Consider the following 16,833-nt stretch of genomic DNA (forward strand, 5'->3'; position numbering starts at 1 on the left):
AAATAAAGCGTTTTTAAGTTTTCTTATGGCATATGAGTTCGAAACTTTATTTTAAAAATAACATTTCATTCATTTTCAAATAATCAATTAAAAGACGAAAATAAATTAATCATTATTCCACCCATAAAAATAAATGTACCCTATAATTAAAAATCAAAAATAAATTTTAAAAAAAACGAAATCAACCCAGACAGATAAATAATATCAATATTTGATTGTCATTAATGTAAGCATAGACAATGAAAATGAATAAAATGAATAAAAAATTCACATCATTAATTTTACTTCAAATATATTTTTTTATTTTTTGGAGTTTTTTTCCTATTGGTAATGCTAATGAAAATAAACAAGAACACTGGCTTATATTAGAAAACACATCAGAGCAATCTATTAATGACCTTCCTGAACTGCCAACAGAGCCAATAAATAAACAAGATAACAATCAGAAACTTATTGCTGAAAAAGGAAGCAAGTTAGGTACAATCCTGAGTAGTGAAAATAGCACCAATACTGCTAGAAATATGTTAGAAAATACATTAATTCAGAAGATTAACCGTGATATTAATAATTGGTTTAATCAGGTTGCTTATGCCCGCATTCAATTTAACACGGATAAAAGCGGTAATGCCGCTATACTCTATCCCTTATATGATAAAGATAGCCATATTGTCTTCACCCAATTGGGATTACAAATTAATGAAGATCGTACAACAACGAATATGGGATTCGGTTATCGTCAGCTTAATAATGATTGGATGTGGGGAGTTAACTCGTTTTATGATTCAACATCTTCAAATAGACGCTTAGGTTTAGGCGCTGAAGCATCCGCTGATTTTATTAAACTATCAAGCAATGGTTATTTTCGCTTGAGTGATTGGCATGGTTCTAAATTAGATAATTGGCGTGATTTTGATGAGCGTCCAGCTAATGGTTTTGATGTTCGATTCGAAGGGTTTCTTCCAGACTATCCTCAATTTGGGGCAAATTTAAAATACGAGCATTATTATGGAAAGAATGTAAATATTAACAATGGTTCATATTTAAGAGACTTAAAAAATAACCCAAGCCTTTATAGTGTTGGCGCTTCTTATACACCAATACCTCTTGTAACGATGAGATTAAATCAGTCCGTAGGCAGCTCCAGTGATACATCTGCGATGCTCCAGATTAATTATCGGTTTGATCTTCCACTCAATCGCCAATTATCTGCTGACTCAGTCAAAAATATGCGTTCTCTTACAGGATTACGTTACGACTTTGTCGACCGAAACTACGACATCGTCATGCAATATAAGAAACAAGAATTGCTCACCATTTCATTACCTAATGAATTAGAGGTGCAATCAAAGCAACAGCTCAATCTAACCGCAACAATTATAAAGTCTAAATATGGCGTCAAAGACATTCAATGGTCAGCCCCTGAACTGATTGCTGATGGAGGAAGCTTTATTAAAACCTCCGTAAACAGTATTGAAATTATTTTACCTCCCATTCAAAACAACCCTAAAACCTACATGGTAACGGCTATTGCAATCGATAATAATGGGAATAAATCGAATACGGCGACAACCCGTTTAAATGTAAAACCGATGTCAGGAATGATTTCTATTTTTACCGTCGTTCCTCAAGGCTCTGTGACAGCCAATGATTCAGATAACTATGAAGCCACCGTGACAGTCACCGATGCTACCGGAAAAACGCTCACAAATACCAATGTCGAATTTACGTTATCAGGTTTCTCGCCATTATCCGCATTTACTTTATCTGGCAATAATATTTCCAGTGTTTCTCCATTCACATTGCCAACGGACAGTAACGGGCAAATTATTATCAATATTCGGGGACAAAAAGCCCAACAAGGATTATTGATTGCTAAATTAGAAGATGGCTATCAATCCAGCAAGCCTCTCCAATTTATCGCTGATAATTCCACCGCCCAGATCACGCCATCTGATATTGTGGTTATTGAAGATAATGCCGTCGCCAATAACAAAGCCACTAACCGAGTTTCTGTACACATCACGGATAAATTTGGAAATTCACTAGAAAATCAATTAATTAGTGTATCCGCAAATAATGGTGCCACAGTGGGTAACATTACCCCTACCGATGCAAATGGCGATACGATTTTCTCTTTAACCAGTTTTAATGCGGGTAATAGTGAAATCACAATAACATTTAATGGCAGTCGCCATACCGTCAATGTAATGTTTATGCCCGATAAAAGCACGGCGCAAATTGATAGTGCCAATATGATTTTGGTGAAGGATAACGCGACGGCTAATGGTATTGATACGAATAGAATTAAAGTTATCGTTACGGATGCCCATAACAACCCGCTTCCAAATCAAGTAATTACAGTGACAGCAGAAAATGGCGCTACTGTCAGCGCAATCTCGCCAACCAATAGTCAGGGAGAAACAGAATTTACGCTCACGAGCCTCAAAGCGGCTCAATATCGAGTAACCGCTGAAATTAATGGCAGTACCCAATCCCTAAACGTGACCTTTGTTGGGGATAACAACTCTGCGAAAATTGATAAAAATGACATGGTAATCACCAAAAATAATGCTAAAGCCAATGGTGTTGATACCGATCGCGTCAAGGTTATCGTGACGGATAAAAATGGTAATCCACTTGCAGGCCAAATCATTACAGTGAGTACCGATACTGGCGTCATTGTAGGCTCTATTTCGCCAACTAATACTGCGGGGGAAACTGAATTCTCCATCACAAGCACTGAAGCTAAGCAATACAAAATAACGGCAGAGCTAAACGGCAGCTCACAATCTGTTTCAGTTGATTTTATTGCAGATACCAGTACAGCCCAATTAGATAAAAGCGCGATTACTGTCGTCAAAAATGATGCTAAAGCCGATAAAATCGAAATTAATCAAATAAAAGTCAAAATCATCGATGCCAATAATAACCCTGTAAAAGGTCAAAAAGTCACTGTGACTGCGGATCCCCATATTGGCATTGGTCCAATTCCAGATACCGATATTAATGGTGAAGCCATTATTTCCTTGACCAGTAGTCTGCCGGGACCCAGCGTAATTACCCTGTCGATTAATAATAGTACCCAAGATGTCACCGTCACATTTACCAGTGCTATTGACCCGAGCAAATCAACTCTCACGTTAGATAAAACGCGTATCGTCAATTCATCGGGTGCAACAGAGGATGGAAAAGCCACAATCACGCTCACTATGCTCGATAAGAATAATCAACCGATTACAGGGGTTAAAAATGATGTGAAATTTACCGCCAATAATAACGAACTTAAGATAAGCAATGTGACAGAAAACCTTCCTGGTCAATATACGGCGGTTGTCACCTCTTCCACTGTTGGTGATTACCAGATCACCGCAACAGTGCTGTATTCAACCTATACAGCCCAGTCACCAACAATTAGCGTGTATACCTATATATTCAGGCTCAGCAATTTAGATCATAAAATAGGTGTGACCGCCCTATATGATTATCAATTATTCGTTAAATCCAGCGATGGTGTAGAAAGTGAAATTCAATTAAATGCTAACCAAGTCAATTGGATATCCAGTAATACCAATGTGGCGAGACCAATATCTCCGGGGGAAATTCAAGGTCTACAGAAAGGGATCGTCGATATTAGTGTTAGCAGTACGGGTACAGGTTATAAAGGTGTCCCTGTCACCGTCATACCCGCAAAATTGACCGTCAGTGAATTGAACATGTCACCAATATATGGTGATTCCACCAGCAAACCCAATTCAGCCTCTGAATACTTGATAGAGCCTCCTGGGTATACGCTAACAGGTCAAGGAGATTGGGTCGTGGACTCTATCGGAAATTCCGGGGGAACGGGAGGAACGGCCACGACCATAACTAACACAGATTCGGTGACAAAAATTGATGTTATTGTGTGCCGCTTCCAAGGCGTACTGGTCATCGGTCAATTAACCTTCTACAAGCCCACAAGTAACCAGGTGATTGGAGAAGCACATAATACCTGCACTAATCCACAAACTTATGTCTACCAAATCCCATCGGGAGAACAATTTATCGGGTTTACAGGATGGAATAGTCAAACTTCATCAATCAATCGTGTTTTCTTGGGTGCAATTCGTTTTATTACCATTGATAGATAAAATGGCAGGGTTTCAGTCTCGATGTATTGACCAAAACCCTGCCATTGTCTTTTATGCTTGAATACTAAGGGAGCTCAACCGATAACAGGAAAATACCTGAATACTCATTCGGAGCGAGATCTTTGGTTTTTCTTAATGTGCTGGAAACATCAAAAGTTTGTTTCACAAACGAATCTACCGAAAGTACGGTTGATGGTGCGCCATTGACTTTAATTTCAGACTCTAGCCCATCCGCCATAAAAATGAAGTTATCATTATCTAATCCTGCGACAGCAGAAATTTTAACATCCGTTGGATTTGTGCAGCTGATCGTAAAGTTTTCCCTTACGGTATGACCATTCATCGAGCTATTGGATAATGTGCCATGGTCGATATAATCTGGTCCTTCAATATCACAGTTAGTAATAGCAGGGTCTAACGGTGAACAGAGAATTATTGGGTTATCTGCAGTTTGCTCACGCTGCATTTTTTGTCGATACAAAATACCTAAATTGAAGCAGTATCCAACTCCAGGTCTTCTCGGATAAAACTGCCAACGTCCCGGAATTTGCCTATTTAAAACATTATCTTTTTCTAATGCTCTAGCCACTTCACTGAACGTAACGGGCCTTTCGTCCCATGAACTTCGCTCTCTTAATCTCACTGAGTGAGTATCAAAGTTAACAATGTGTGAGTTACCCGCACCATACCCACCATCTGCATAGGTTCCCCAAGATCCTAACTCTATATCACAAGGACAACTGCCTGTCGTTTGCACAGCCATCGGGCGATTATCATGTTGTAAGTCCCCGCGTAAAATATATCGTGTGTCCATCCATGCGCCATGGTCAGTAACAAGCTCACCTTGCGCTGCAAATTCAGCTCGCGCAAATTGAAAAGACGATATCGCTAACAAACAGATAAGAATAAGTTTTTTCATAATATCCTTAACAACCGAGTTATTCGTAATAGATATTAAAAGTGGTGGTAGCGCTAAAATCCCCGAGTTTAATACTTTTATTTTTGATTGCGTCTTCTTCCCCAAAAATGGAAGCTTTAAGCGGGATCACGCTAGGGAATTTACTGCCGTTCATTCCAACAATAGGGTATTGGCTATTAATATCCACATTGCCATTATCGCTACTCAACACGATGGCATAGCCCAGATCACCGGGGTCACCATCAATTCGCAGCGAACCTTTAATTTTCGGGTTACTGATTCCCGTAAATGACATCGAAAATGAAAAATCAGGTAAAAACTCGCACTCAGAGAGTATAATTTCAAAGACTTCAGAGATATCTCTTTGACGATAAAGGTCTTTATCATTGACCTCATGAAATGGCACCACAAGCTCCTCGCCGCCATTGACGATACAAGGAATGGCGTGTCTCAATACTCCAGAAAAATTCACTTCATCCGCGAACGCATTCCCAGAGAAATAAAGTAATAGAGTAAAGAAGATTATCTTCATGGATAAGCAACCGTTAGTGTCGCGCTAGCAGTAAACTCGCCCGGCTCGACACGAGCAGAACTTGAGCTACTTTTTACTAATGCCGCCTTCAGATCAGGTTTTTTATAGTCAGATTCATAGGTGTATACAAACGTATCGTTCACTCTCAATGTGTCTGAATCATAATAAATTTGCAGTGCAATATCTCTTTGTTCATTAATTGCTAATAAATCATTATCAAAGTAAGAACGTTTGCCTTCAAAACTGAAAACCACATCCATTCCAGATGAAATATTGTCGCATTCCCATTCAAAATCGATATCTTCTATATATTTTGTACCATCTTTGGTCGGCACTAACGAAACCACCAAGTCATCACCAAAATCCACCTCAATCGGGCGATTATTATTGATGACACATGGCGTTCCCTCTATCAAATTCCCTCTAAAGCTCACTTTGACAGCCTGTGCCACACTTGTGTATGCCAGAAATAAAACGAATGATAACAAGAGCTTTTTCATAAGATAATACCTTAATGATATCCTACAGTTAGTGTTGCAGCAGTAGAAAACTCACCTCCAACAGGTCTTATCCCATTAGCCAGTGCCAGTTCTGCAGTTAAAGAAGGTAAAGATTGGATATTATCAATCTCATATTGAGAACCGATATCCATAGGCTTGTTATCAATATACAGTTTGATATTCAAACCCGGTGTATCCGCGACTTTCAGGCTGTTTGAGGTTTCCCCTTTAACGCCTTCAAAAGCAATATACAGCTCATCAAATCGCGAATCACAACTTAAACTATAAGGAATTTCCTCTGTGTATTTACCTGACTCAATTTGCCCAATAACGATGTCATCGCCAAAATCCACATAGATATCTTCGTTATCATTCAATACACATCCGCCAGATAAAACATTCACTCTGACTGTCACAAACTTCCCATCCGCAAATGCAGTCACAGATAAAAAAAACAGTAAACTAAGACAAAACAGGTTCTTAAATTTAAACATTCGATTTATCCATTTCTCTCATTTGCTTATGGGATTAGTTAGCCGCTTGAGCGTGACACTCTGTTGCAGAACAGACAAACGGAACATCAACCTGACCGCCGTAGTCATTGATGTAATTAATCACTGGCGATGAACCTAATTGATCTGCGGTAATTGACAGTTTTTGCTCAGCAAATGGCGCAACGTCTACAGCAACAAAACTTTTTGCTTTCTCTGCGTTGGCACTTTTTCTAATGTTGTTTAATACCACATAGTAAGCCGTTGGGTTTTTGGCATAAATAGCACCGCCTTTTTTGACTAGCACTAATTTATTCTGCCACGGCGCATTTTTCATTTGCGTGGAATCAACCGCTAAAGAAGCTGGACGATAGAACAACTTCACACGTGTTTGTAATGCAATTTGCAGTACGTTAGATTTTTTACTTGTAGGTGGAATTTCTCTTAAATTAAAGAAAAACAGGCTTTCTCTATCTTGAGGTAATTTCACTATGTCTGGTAAAGCTTCAATACGCAATTGGCTTGTTTGCCCCGCATTAATTCTTTGGATTGGTGGTAAAATCGTAAAATAAGAGGTTAGCTTTTCGCCTTTTTCATCTTGAAACCAGCCTTGCGCCAAATAAGGCAGTTGGTTATTTTTATTACTTACCGTTAATGAGACTGAATTGCTATCGCCATTATAAATAATACGCGTTCTGTCCATTGAAATTGCAGAATAAGCATTCGCAGTCACGAAGCAGCTAAGTAATAATACGGATAATTTTTTCATCATAAACATTAGCCTTCTTTTAAGATTATTATTAATTACATGGTAAGAGCAGTTTGTCGTAAATATTATGCTCTTCGATATTTTGTGGGAATGTAATCGTACATTCAGAACCTTGCCATAATACTTTCATTGCCTCACCCGGTCTTATTCCACCGATGTAAGCTTCACCTTGGTCACCCACAATACCTGTTGTCTTGCCAGCATTATTTTTAATATCCGCAGCAAATGGTGGGTAACTTCCATCTTGTAATCTCAACGTCACCATCATTTTGATCCCAGAAATAACATCAAAACTACGATAACCTATTGCCCCTTCAGTGAGTGTGGTTCGTGTTACGGAATCCGCAACCTCAACATTCTTAGGTAATTTATTAATATCAACAACGACGTCTGTCTTATAGTAGCTATTAATATCTGGTACAACGACTTTTCCAGAACCACTAGAGCGTAAATGTGTGCCGTTATATTTTACAGGGACATCTTTAACGCCATTTGTATCAACAAAAACTCGTGTTCCACCTGTTGATGTGACTGGATGCATTCCTATTCCGTACCCCGTCAATGTCATGCCGCCTTGGACATTCGCAGATAATGACATTGAGTTATTACTTATATAGTTATAGCTGGTATTAAAGTCATTCATATTGCCTTTATGGCTATAATAGCTACTAAATATTCCGCTATGTCGATTATTACCGATAGAAAGTGAAAGGTTATCTTTATTTTCAAGACGCTCATTCACTGTCACTTTATTCGTATTATCGTTCTTACCATTATACGTTGAATAATTGACATAAGTTCCTGATGCTAATGGAACTGAAAGGCTGACATAAACTCCGTTATCTTGATAACCCTGCATTTTGCTATTAAACATGTTGATAGACAGACCGATATTATGAAACTTGCTGGTATCAAAATATTTCGAAAAGGTCATGTTATAGCGATAACTATTTGGGCGATTCCAATAGGTTTGGTGCGTGTAGTTTAAATTTATGGATGAACGCCAATCAGTAAAGTTTTTACTTAGTGATGCAGAATAAGAGCCTTTATTGTGTCCTGCATACATAATATCTTTTTGGTCATTATAAGTAAGGAAGTCACTCATCGTCATAAATTCACGATCCATAAAACGGTATGCGGACAATTGAATTTGACTATTGCTTCCTTCGAAGCTTTTATAATAATCGACTTTAAATGCTTTGCCTTTTAAGGTCGGTCCATCTGTCAATGCTGCTATTGAATGATTAAATGAAAATGAGATTGCACCAAATTGAAACAAATCACGTCCAACACCAGCAGCAAAAGAGTTAAATCGACTACTATTTAGTGCGCCACCAAAAACTGACCAACCATTGCTAACGCCCCATGAAACCTCGCTTTGTGCGAATGCATCCCCCATAACATGGCGATCCATATCCGTTGGTCTACCTGCGCTCACTTTATAACGCACAGAACCTGGACGAGATAAAAAAGGAATGTTTCCAGCTTCTACTTCAAATTCTGAAACACGCCCATCACTTTCTTCAACTCTGACTTGTAACGTCCCTGAAATACCGCTATTTAAATTTTGGATTCTAAATGGGCCCGCAGGAACTAAGCTTTCATAAATAACGCGTCCATCTTGGCTAATTTTGACTACCGCGTTCGTTTCTGCAAAACCCGTCACCTCTGGTGCATATGAACGTAAGCTCGGCGGTAACATATTGTCGTCAGAACGTAATGAAATCCCAATAAACTTGAAGCTATCAAACAAATCTGTTTGCAGAAAATCTTCACCTAGAGTTAATTTCGATTTTAAGCTGCGAATAGCTCGATAAGCATAAATATTCGTCCATTTAATATCGTGAGTATCATCAACTCGACTATTTTGTGCATGGTTATATGAACCTTGCCAAAAACCCCGTAAACGCCAGCTATCAAAATTAGCGCCGACCGCCCCTAATCCTGAAAAGAAAAAAGTATTGTTCGATTTGTTATCACCTAAACTACGGTTATATTGTGAGGTCAGATTATAGTCAAAAATAATACCTTTAATGCCATCTTCCCAACGAGATGCTGATTCCCAGTCGTTGGCTGAATATTCCTGGTAGCTTTTAGGAATATTAATAATTAATGTTCCGGTCGATAAATTAGGTGTTACTGACATTCCTTCTAAGCTAGCAATATCTAAACACTCTAAGCCATCAATAGTATTCCACTGTAATACACTTTCAGCTTCCGAATTTAAGTCAAATTTCTCGACAATTTCATCCGTTAAACACGCTTGTGATTTTTCTTCATAACTCACAACGGTTATTTTCTGCTCAGGTATATACGCGTTATTTATACTTAGTTTAAAGGGGTAAATGCCAGGAACAATATAAAGATCTTGTGAAAAAACTGCCAAATTAATATTTTCTCTATCTTCTGCGTTCAATATATTAATATTGAAGTCCACAGCCTCTTCAGAGAGAGCAATTAATGGATTCAGCAGCAATAAAGATACCGTGATGAGTTTTTTCATGACTTTATTTTTTATTAACATTTAAAAACACAGAACACATAATTTTATTATTAACTTTTTTCATTACGATGTCCTTAAATTTTAATAAATTTTCTAAGCTGAAGTAATGATTGGTCTCATTACTTCAGCTTACCGTTAATAACTAATGCATTAAATTAGTTATACGACAATACGAAATCAGTTACCGCTTGGAATTCACCTGCAACAATATCAACCGGAGCTTCTGGTTTACCTTGGCTACCTAAACCTTTCACATATGCAGCAAATTGCAGGGTATTAGTTGTTCCTTGCAGTTTGTGCTCAGATTTAGTGACTTCATTTAATACGATTGGGTCATTGTTGCTATCTACGATCTGGATACCTGCACCTGCAGCAGTACCTGTAATAGCTAATAGTGATTTAGGATCATTTGTAGCGGCCGCGCCTGAAAATGTAATATTCACGGAATCACCTGTTTCTACAGTACAGTCAATTAATTTAATATCGAACATAACTGGTGAAGATTGACCGTCTGAAGTACCACCATTTTTTAACACCACATCAGCGATTTGACCTAAATCTACAGTTTGGTCAATAGAAGATGGGTCAATAGAACAAGGTGCAGTGATGATGCTACCAGTGAAAGTGACTTTACCATTACCGTGGTTAACTGGTGCTGCGTTTGCACCAAAACCAATTAATGTCGTTGCTGCGATAGCCATAAGAGTTTTATTTAATTTCATTTGGTAAATCCTCAATTAAGTCGTAATTTAAATAAAAAAGATAATAAGAAGTCCTGTAATTAATTATTAATTACAATAGAAGCTTAAATTTCAGATACGATACATAGTTAAATATACTTAGGTAAAACCACGATATATTTATGACTACGTTAATTAAATCTTTTTGCCTTTTGAGCTTTGGTTCACACAAATACTATAATTACACTTAAAAGCTGTAAAGTCGCCATCACCTATCGAAAACAAGAAGTTCAATAGGCAGTTATTTTTTGATACATTTAATCATATTACGATTATTTTGATACTATAAAAATCAATCAGTTACAGATAATATGTCAACGATTCATACTTAACAACATTTCTTTCACATACATCGGACATTACTTTTTTGCAATTGGTTACATCTTTGACGTGTATTATTATCTTCAATTATCCAATTACCACAATTTAGCGTAATAGTTTTTTTCGGTTTTAATCCAAATTTATATGTATCAAAAAGAAAATAGTTAATTCTAATTTATCTCCATCCGCTATTTTTTCTAATAAATAAGAACTCAGTCTCATTTATTATACCTAATGAGAATTATTCAATGTGAATAAAATATATTCTGGTCTAATCAGTGTTTCATTAAGGTACTATTTCACACTCAAATATGATGACCATAGTGATTATTTCAGGGATGTATTGACTGGTATATAAGAATAGCTAGGTAGGAAATTAGAATGGCAAATGCTCTTTAGGTAAAAAGAAACACAAAGGCTCAAATACATTCATTGAACCTTTATCAAATCAGATGAAATGCATTGAAGCCTGAAAATTCATTATCTAGTGAAGTTTTATCCTTCATATGAGTAACCTTTCCATAAGTTAAATTGGAACTCATCCTACCTTAGATAATTTGACTTTAATAGCCAATACAAGGTGACAACCATAATATGTAATGAAAATAGGATTAACTGCAATACATTGATTTTATTTTTAATTATTCATTCAAAACTCATAATCAACACATTAAATGCGTTAAAAACAAAACCATCAGAAGCTATTTCGTATTATTCCGAATGACTTACTTAAATAACATTTTGATTTAACGCTAGCCGATAAATTGCTAGCTAACTTTAGTTCGCACAGATTAAGATTAAATTTTCCCAGACAACCTGAGAAGCAAGATGACCACCACTTTTATTATTGTTCCCGGCTATACCAATTCCGGTTCTCAACATTGGCAATCCTATATAGAAAGAAAATACCATAATGTTGTGCGCGTCATTCAGGATGACTGGAATGCCCCTAACCATAAATGGATAGAGCGCCTAAACGAGGTAGTTCAAAATACAGAGGGTGAATTAGTACTGATTGGACACAGTTGCGGAGCTGTTTGCGTCGCGCAATGGGCAAGCCAATTTCCCAACCATCAAGTAAAGGCGATGATCCTAGCCACCCCTGCGGATGTTGATTCCCCTTCAGCCTTACTCGATATTCAACAACAGCGACCTCTACCCAATAAAAAGCTTCCAAGCCCTTCTTTGCTTATTTATACCGATAATGATCCGCATCTTGGCACAGAGAAAGCCCATCAGCTTGCAGAAATATGGGGCAGCCAGCTTATGTTGGTTAAAGGCGGTGAGCATTTAAATACTGATGCAGGATATGGCGAATGGCATGAAGGCGAGCGGTTGATTGAAGAGTTTACGGGGAGAGGATTTGTTGGCAGCTAGTGTATTACCAGAGCTCCGAATACAAAAAAGCCACTTCGAAAGAAGTGGCTTTTTGCGCTGATTTAACAGCTAAAATTTGGTGGCCCCTACTGGACTTGAACCAGTGACCAAGCGATTATGAGTCGCCTGCTCTAACCAACTGAGCTAAGGGGCCAAAGTGGTGCCGATTATACGTGCTGTTTTGGTGAAGGTCTAGTATTTCAATACTGTATGGTGAATTTGTATCCAAGCCATAGCCATGCCATATAATTCAATGGCATGGCATCATCGAAAACCATCATTCCTATCTTAATTATCGGATTTTATTCTAGGATTCCATTCTTTATTAGAACGCCATTTATGAACAAACCTGCGTTAACGACTACCCTATAGTAAATAATCGGGCGTAAAGATTGAGTTTTTCCATTCTAATTTATTAAGCATTCTTTGTTCAATTGATTGATATAAAACAATAATTTTATACTTCATATAGAACATGATGATATTAGACAAACAGCTATAGGACGATAATGATGAAAAAAGTACGTGCAGTTCAATATGGTTGTGGAAAGATGGGCAAATTTCTCATCCGTTACCTACAAGAACACGGTGCTGAAGTTGTGGCGGCTTTTGATATCAACCCTGCCGTGATTGGCAAAGACATTGGCGAAATCGCAGGCACGGCGCCAACTGGCGTAAAAATCCAGCCACTGAATGAAGCCGATAAAGCCCTAGAAACCTTAAAACCTGACGTGGGAATTATTGCGACCCTCAGCACTATGGCAGACTTAGAAGATGCATTCTCCCTCTTCGCTCGTCATGGTGTTAATGCTATTTCAACGGGTGAAGAAGCTCTCTATCCGTGGAACTCTTCCCCTGAAATTACTGAAAAACTCGATGCGTTAGCGAAAGCGAATAACTGCACTTTAGCGGGCAGCGGCTATCCAGATATGTTCTGGGGCGTGCTTATCGATACCTTGGCAGGTTCTATGCACAAACTGGTCAAAATCAAAGGCTCTAGCTGCTACAACGTGGAAGATTATGGTATCGCGCTGGCAAAAGGTCACGGTGCAGGCTTAACCGTCGATGAGTTCAATCAGCAAATTGGTAACTATAACGACCTGCCATACGCGGTTATCGCCGAGAAAATTGAGAGCGGTGAATATGCACCACCGTACATGTGGACACAAAATGGTTGGCTGTGCAGCCGTTTAGGTCTGACCATTACCAGCCAAACTCAGCGCTGCGTACCACAAATTGCCAAAGAAGATATCTATTCAGACACCTTAAAAATGACGGTGAAAAAAGGCGATGTTTTAGGGTTGTCTGCCGTGGTGATCACTGAAACAGCGGAAGGCGTCACCTTAGAAACGGAATGTATCGGTAAAATTTTAACGGCGGATGAGTGCGACAAAAACAGTTGGCAGCTCATTGGCGAGCCAGATACGGCGATTGAAGTGAATAACCCAGCAACCGTGGAACTCACCTGCGCAAACCTGGTTAACCGTATCCCAGCGCTGATCAACAGCCCTGCGGGCTACACCACCACAGAAAAAATGCCAAATAACGTGTATATGACCAAACCGATGCACGAATATTTATAATCAACTGACTTGATTGAATATTAATCACATAGCCCACATCCCGTGGGCTATTTTTTTGACTTAGCGAGGCTTTGTCATCTGCCATTCTAAGTGGCGACGCACTGCCGGCCACTCATTACTTAAGATGCTATAAACGCAGGTATCTCGTAGCTCACCCGTACGAGTTAGCATATGGTTACGTAAAATCCCATCGAGTTTTGCCCCTAAACGCTCAATCGCTTTACGGCTTTGATGATTTAAAAAATGTGTTCTTAGCTCCACGGCAACACACTCTAATTCTTCAAATGCATTTTTTAATAACAAGTACTTAGCTTCCGTATTGATTGGTGTGCGCTGAGCTTCGGCTCCATACCATGTTGCCCCAATTTCAACACGGCGAACCCCTTGATCGATCCGCATATACGAGGTCATGCCAACGGCTTTGCCTGTACGTTTATCAATAATCGCGAATGGCACCATCTCTTTCTGGGCAAAACGCGCAAGGCGCATATCGACATCTTTCGCGACATTTTCCGGTTCAGGTACCGAGGTATACCACAAGTGATGCAGCTTATCCCTTTCAATAATCTCAGCATAAACAGCATCATGGTGATGAGTCAGTGGCTCTAATCGAACATGGTTGCCTTCTAAGGTAACCGCTTGGCAAATCTCTTTCATCGGCGTATTTCCTGAATAACTCGGTTGTGTGGAGTGAAAAACCATCAAATTATGATGCAAATAACCATTCTTCTTTGTTGTAACCATTTTTTATGACAGAAAAATAAAACAAAAGAAATAGTCCTGTAAGTTTAATTATTCCTCGTAAAACATATGATAAAAATCACAATTTTTTAACATTATTCTTAATTCAATTGTCCATTAGGCTACAGTTAACTCATCTGACCTGTTATTAATAGTCCCAAATGGGAGCCAATATGAGCAATTTTCCACACCTTTTTACCCCGCTTGATTTGGGGCATACCGTTCTTAAAAACCGTATCTTGATGGGCTCTATGCACACTGGCTTAGAAGAACATCCTCAAGGAAGCCAGCGCCTTGCCCACTTTTACCGACTTCGTGCAGAAAATGGGGTCAGCCTGATTATTACTGGTGGAATAGCCCCGAACCCTGAAGGAGCTTTAGCACCTCATGGTGCTGTATTGAATCATCAAGACCAATTGCCATTTCATCAACAAATCACCGATGCAGTGCATCAAGCGGATGGAAAAATTGCATTACAAATCTTGCATGCAGGTCGTTACGCTCTACATCCGGCGTTAGTGGCGCCTAGCCCGATTAAATCCGAGATCACCCCATTTCCCCCCCGTGAATTAACCACCGATGAAGTTCAGAAAACCATCGACGACTTCGTGAACACCGCTAAACTTGCCCAGCAAGCGGGCTACGATGGCGTCGAAGTGATGGGCTCGGAAGGTTATTTAATCAACCAATTTATTACATCGCGTACCAATCATCGAACTGATGAATGGGGTGGCAGCTACCAAAACCGTATCCGTTTTCCGCTAGAAATTGTTAAGCGCATTCGCCAAACGGTTGGGGAAAATTTCATTATTATCTATCGGTTATCCATGCTTGACCTTGTTGAAGGGGGCTCAACGTGGGATGAAATTGAGCTATTGGCTAAAGAGATTGAAAGTGCGGGTGCCACCATGATCAATACAGGAATAGGCTGGCATGAAGCCCGTGTGCCGACCATTGCGACGCTGGTCCCCCGCAAAGCCTTCAGCTGGGTAACCGAAAAATTAATGGGCAAGGTGAATATTCCACTGATTACCACCAACCGCATCAATGACCCGTTTGTGGCGGAACAAATCATTGCTAGCGGTCAAGCTGATATGGTGTCCATGGCGCGCCCTTTCCTTGCCGATGAAGCGTTTGTGTCAAAAGCCCAAGACGGTCGATTTGATGAAATAAACACCTGCATTGGCTGCAATCAAGCCTGCCTTGACCAAATTTTTAATGGCAAACTGGCTGGCTGCTTAGTGAATCCACAAGCGGTACGCGAGATGGACTATCCTAATGAATTAGCAGATAAACCCAAAAGAGTGGCAATTGTCGGGGCGGGTCCAGCGGGGCTTTCTTGTGCAATCTATGCCGCCAAACGAGGGCATCAAGTCACGCTATTTGAACGCAGCAACCAAATTGGTGGGCAATTTAATCTCGCTAAACGGATCCCCGGCAAAGAAGAGTTTTATGAAACTTTGCGTTATTTTTCCCGACAGCTACAACTACTCAATGTGGATGTTCGACTCGAGCAGATTGCACAAGCGAATGATTTAACTCAATTTGATGAGGTCATTATCGCCACAGGCGTTATCCCCCGCACTATCAACCTAGCTGGCGCCGATCATCGCAAAGTCATGTCCTATATTGAGGCTTTAAAACAGCCCGATAATGTCGGTAAAAGCGTAGCTATTATTGGCGCCGGAGGGATTGGGTTCGATGTTGCGGAGCTCCTTACCCAACAAGGGATCAGCAGCAGTTTAGATGATAATAAATTTAACCATGAATGGAATATTGATACCGCCATCACCACTCGCGGCGGGCTTTTCCCGATGAAAAAACAGTTAGAACCAACGCCTCGCCACCTCTATTTATTGCAGCGAAAAAACAGCAAAGTCGGCGCAGGACTTGGAAAAACCACAGGATGGGTGCACCGCCTGTCATTAATGAAACGTGGCGTTCAGATGTTTAATGGCGTGGAATATATGAATGTGGATGATGATGGGCTGCATATTCGCTATCAAGATGAATATATCTGCCTTGCCGTTGATAATGTCATCCTTTGTGCTGGGCAAGAACCTTATCGCCCATTAAAAGAGCAATTAGAAGATATTGGAATTCACCCTCATGTGATTGGAGGAGCGGATGTGGCGTCCGAGTTAGATGCCCGCCGAGCCATTGAACAAGGTATGAAAGTGGCTTATCAGTTGTAAGTTTTCTTGACTCATAAAAAAACCCGCTATTT

General features: G+C 39.5%; 12 protein-coding genes and 1 tRNA gene. 4 read left to right on the top strand and 9 right to left on the bottom strand.

Annotated features, from left to right (window positions below; all coding sequences use genetic code 11):
• The first annotated feature begins 254 nt into the window (after positions 1-254).
• Positions 255-4,130, top strand: coding sequence for an Ig-like domain-containing protein (locus tag ACY3ZI_RS17090; RefSeq protein ID WP_487375569.1), 3,876 nt, complete (start codon positions 255-257; stop codon positions 4,128-4,130).
• A gap of 64 nt (positions 4,131-4,194) precedes the next feature.
• Here the strand turns inward: ACY3ZI_RS17090 and ACY3ZI_RS17095 are convergent, their stop codons facing one another.
• The 7 genes from ACY3ZI_RS17095 to ACY3ZI_RS17125 all read right to left on the bottom strand — a co-directional run bounded on the left by ACY3ZI_RS17095 (position 4,195) and on the right by ACY3ZI_RS17125 (position 10,566).
• Positions 4,195-5,049: an MrpH family fimbial adhesin gene (locus ACY3ZI_RS17095; RefSeq protein ID WP_487375570.1), complete on the bottom strand. Its 855-nt coding sequence runs from the start codon at positions 5,047-5,049 to the stop codon at positions 4,195-4,197.
• A gap of 19 nt (positions 5,050-5,068) precedes the next feature.
• The gene (locus ACY3ZI_RS17100; protein WP_487375571.1) at positions 5,069-5,581 is read right to left on the bottom strand and encodes a fimbrial protein; all 513 of its coding nucleotides are present in this window, start codon (positions 5,579-5,581) and stop codon (positions 5,069-5,071) included.
• The gene (locus ACY3ZI_RS17105; RefSeq protein WP_211887396.1) at positions 5,578-6,081 is read right to left on the bottom strand and encodes a fimbrial protein; all 504 of its coding nucleotides are present in this window, start codon (positions 6,079-6,081) and stop codon (positions 5,578-5,580) included. Before ACY3ZI_RS17105 ends, ACY3ZI_RS17100 begins: the two co-directional genes overlap by 4 nt.
• Before the next feature lie 11 nt (positions 6,082-6,092).
• Entirely contained in the window at positions 6,093-6,575 is a 483-nt protein-coding gene (locus ACY3ZI_RS17110; protein WP_036956202.1) for a fimbrial protein, read from the bottom strand.
• 34 nt (positions 6,576-6,609) lie between these two features.
• Positions 6,610-7,350, bottom strand: a complete 741-nt coding sequence (locus tag ACY3ZI_RS17115; RefSeq protein ID WP_108478449.1) for a fimbria/pilus periplasmic chaperone — start codon at positions 7,348-7,350, stop codon at positions 6,610-6,612.
• Between the two features lie 22 nt (positions 7,351-7,372).
• Entirely contained in the window at positions 7,373-9,844 is a 2,472-nt protein-coding gene (locus ACY3ZI_RS17120; protein ID WP_487375572.1) for a fimbria/pilus outer membrane usher protein, read from the bottom strand.
• 155 nt (positions 9,845-9,999) lie between these two features.
• On the bottom strand, positions 10,000-10,566 hold the full coding sequence (locus ACY3ZI_RS17125; protein WP_036956196.1) for a fimbrial protein: 567 nt from the start codon (positions 10,564-10,566) through the stop codon (positions 10,000-10,002).
• A gap of 1,167 nt (positions 10,567-11,733) precedes the next feature.
• On the opposite strand from ACY3ZI_RS17125, the gene ACY3ZI_RS17130 reads away from it, so the two are divergent.
• Positions 11,734-12,282: an RBBP9/YdeN family alpha/beta hydrolase gene (locus ACY3ZI_RS17130; protein ID WP_487375573.1), complete on the top strand. Its 549-nt coding sequence runs from the start codon at positions 11,734-11,736 to the stop codon at positions 12,280-12,282.
• Between the two features lie 77 nt (positions 12,283-12,359).
• Here the strand turns inward: ACY3ZI_RS17130 and ACY3ZI_RS17135 are convergent.
• A tRNA-Ile gene (locus ACY3ZI_RS17135) sits at positions 12,360-12,436 on the bottom strand.
• 355 nt (positions 12,437-12,791) lie between these two features.
• On the opposite strand from ACY3ZI_RS17135, the gene ACY3ZI_RS17140 reads away from it, so the two are divergent.
• Entirely contained in the window at positions 12,792-13,865 is a 1,074-nt protein-coding gene (locus tag ACY3ZI_RS17140; protein WP_487375574.1) for an NAD(P)H-dependent amine dehydrogenase family protein, read from the top strand.
• Between the two features lie 60 nt (positions 13,866-13,925).
• Here the strand turns inward: ACY3ZI_RS17140 and ACY3ZI_RS17145 are convergent, their stop codons facing one another.
• Positions 13,926-14,522, bottom strand: a complete 597-nt coding sequence (locus ACY3ZI_RS17145) for a GNAT family N-acetyltransferase (protein ID WP_211887389.1) — start codon at positions 14,520-14,522, stop codon at positions 13,926-13,928.
• Positions 14,523-14,779: 257 nt separating this feature from the next.
• Here ACY3ZI_RS17145 and ACY3ZI_RS17150 point away from each other — a divergent pair, with 257 nt between their 5' ends.
• Positions 14,780-16,801 (top strand): FAD-dependent oxidoreductase, encoded by a 2,022-nt coding sequence (locus tag ACY3ZI_RS17150; protein ID WP_487375575.1) that lies wholly within the window; start codon positions 14,780-14,782, stop codon positions 16,799-16,801.
• Positions 16,802-16,833: the final 32 nt, after the last annotated feature.

It is taken from the genome of Providencia sp. LY12 (genome assembly GCF_057621555.1).

Coding starts and splice junctions, on each gene's coding strand:
- ACY3ZI_RS17090 (WP_487375569.1), top strand. CDS start 255: ATGAATAAAAAATTCACATCATTAATTTTACTTCAAATATATTTTTTT.
- ACY3ZI_RS17095 (WP_487375570.1), bottom strand. CDS start 5,049: ATGAAAAAACTTATTCTTATCTGTTTGTTAGCGATATCGTCTTTTCAA.
- ACY3ZI_RS17100 (WP_487375571.1), bottom strand. CDS start 5,581: ATGAAGATAATCTTCTTTACTCTATTACTTTATTTCTCTGGGAATGCG.
- ACY3ZI_RS17105 (WP_211887396.1), bottom strand. CDS start 6,081: ATGAAAAAGCTCTTGTTATCATTCGTTTTATTTCTGGCATACACAAGT.
- ACY3ZI_RS17110 (WP_036956202.1), bottom strand. CDS start 6,575: ATGTTTAAATTTAAGAACCTGTTTTGTCTTAGTTTACTGTTTTTTTTA.
- ACY3ZI_RS17115 (WP_108478449.1), bottom strand. CDS start 7,350: ATGTTTATGATGAAAAAATTATCCGTATTATTACTTAGCTGCTTCGTG.
- ACY3ZI_RS17120 (WP_487375572.1), bottom strand. CDS start 9,844: ATGAAAAAACTCATCACGGTATCTTTATTGCTGCTGAATCCATTAATT.
- ACY3ZI_RS17125 (WP_036956196.1), bottom strand. CDS start 10,566: ATGAAATTAAATAAAACTCTTATGGCTATCGCAGCAACGACATTAATT.
- ACY3ZI_RS17130 (WP_487375573.1), top strand. CDS start 11,734: ATGACCACCACTTTTATTATTGTTCCCGGCTATACCAATTCCGGTTCT.
- ACY3ZI_RS17140 (WP_487375574.1), top strand. CDS start 12,792: ATGATGAAAAAAGTACGTGCAGTTCAATATGGTTGTGGAAAGATGGGC.
- ACY3ZI_RS17145 (WP_211887389.1), bottom strand. CDS start 14,522: ATGAAAGAGATTTGCCAAGCGGTTACCTTAGAAGGCAACCATGTTCGA.
- ACY3ZI_RS17150 (WP_487375575.1), top strand. CDS start 14,780: ATGAGCAATTTTCCACACCTTTTTACCCCGCTTGATTTGGGGCATACC.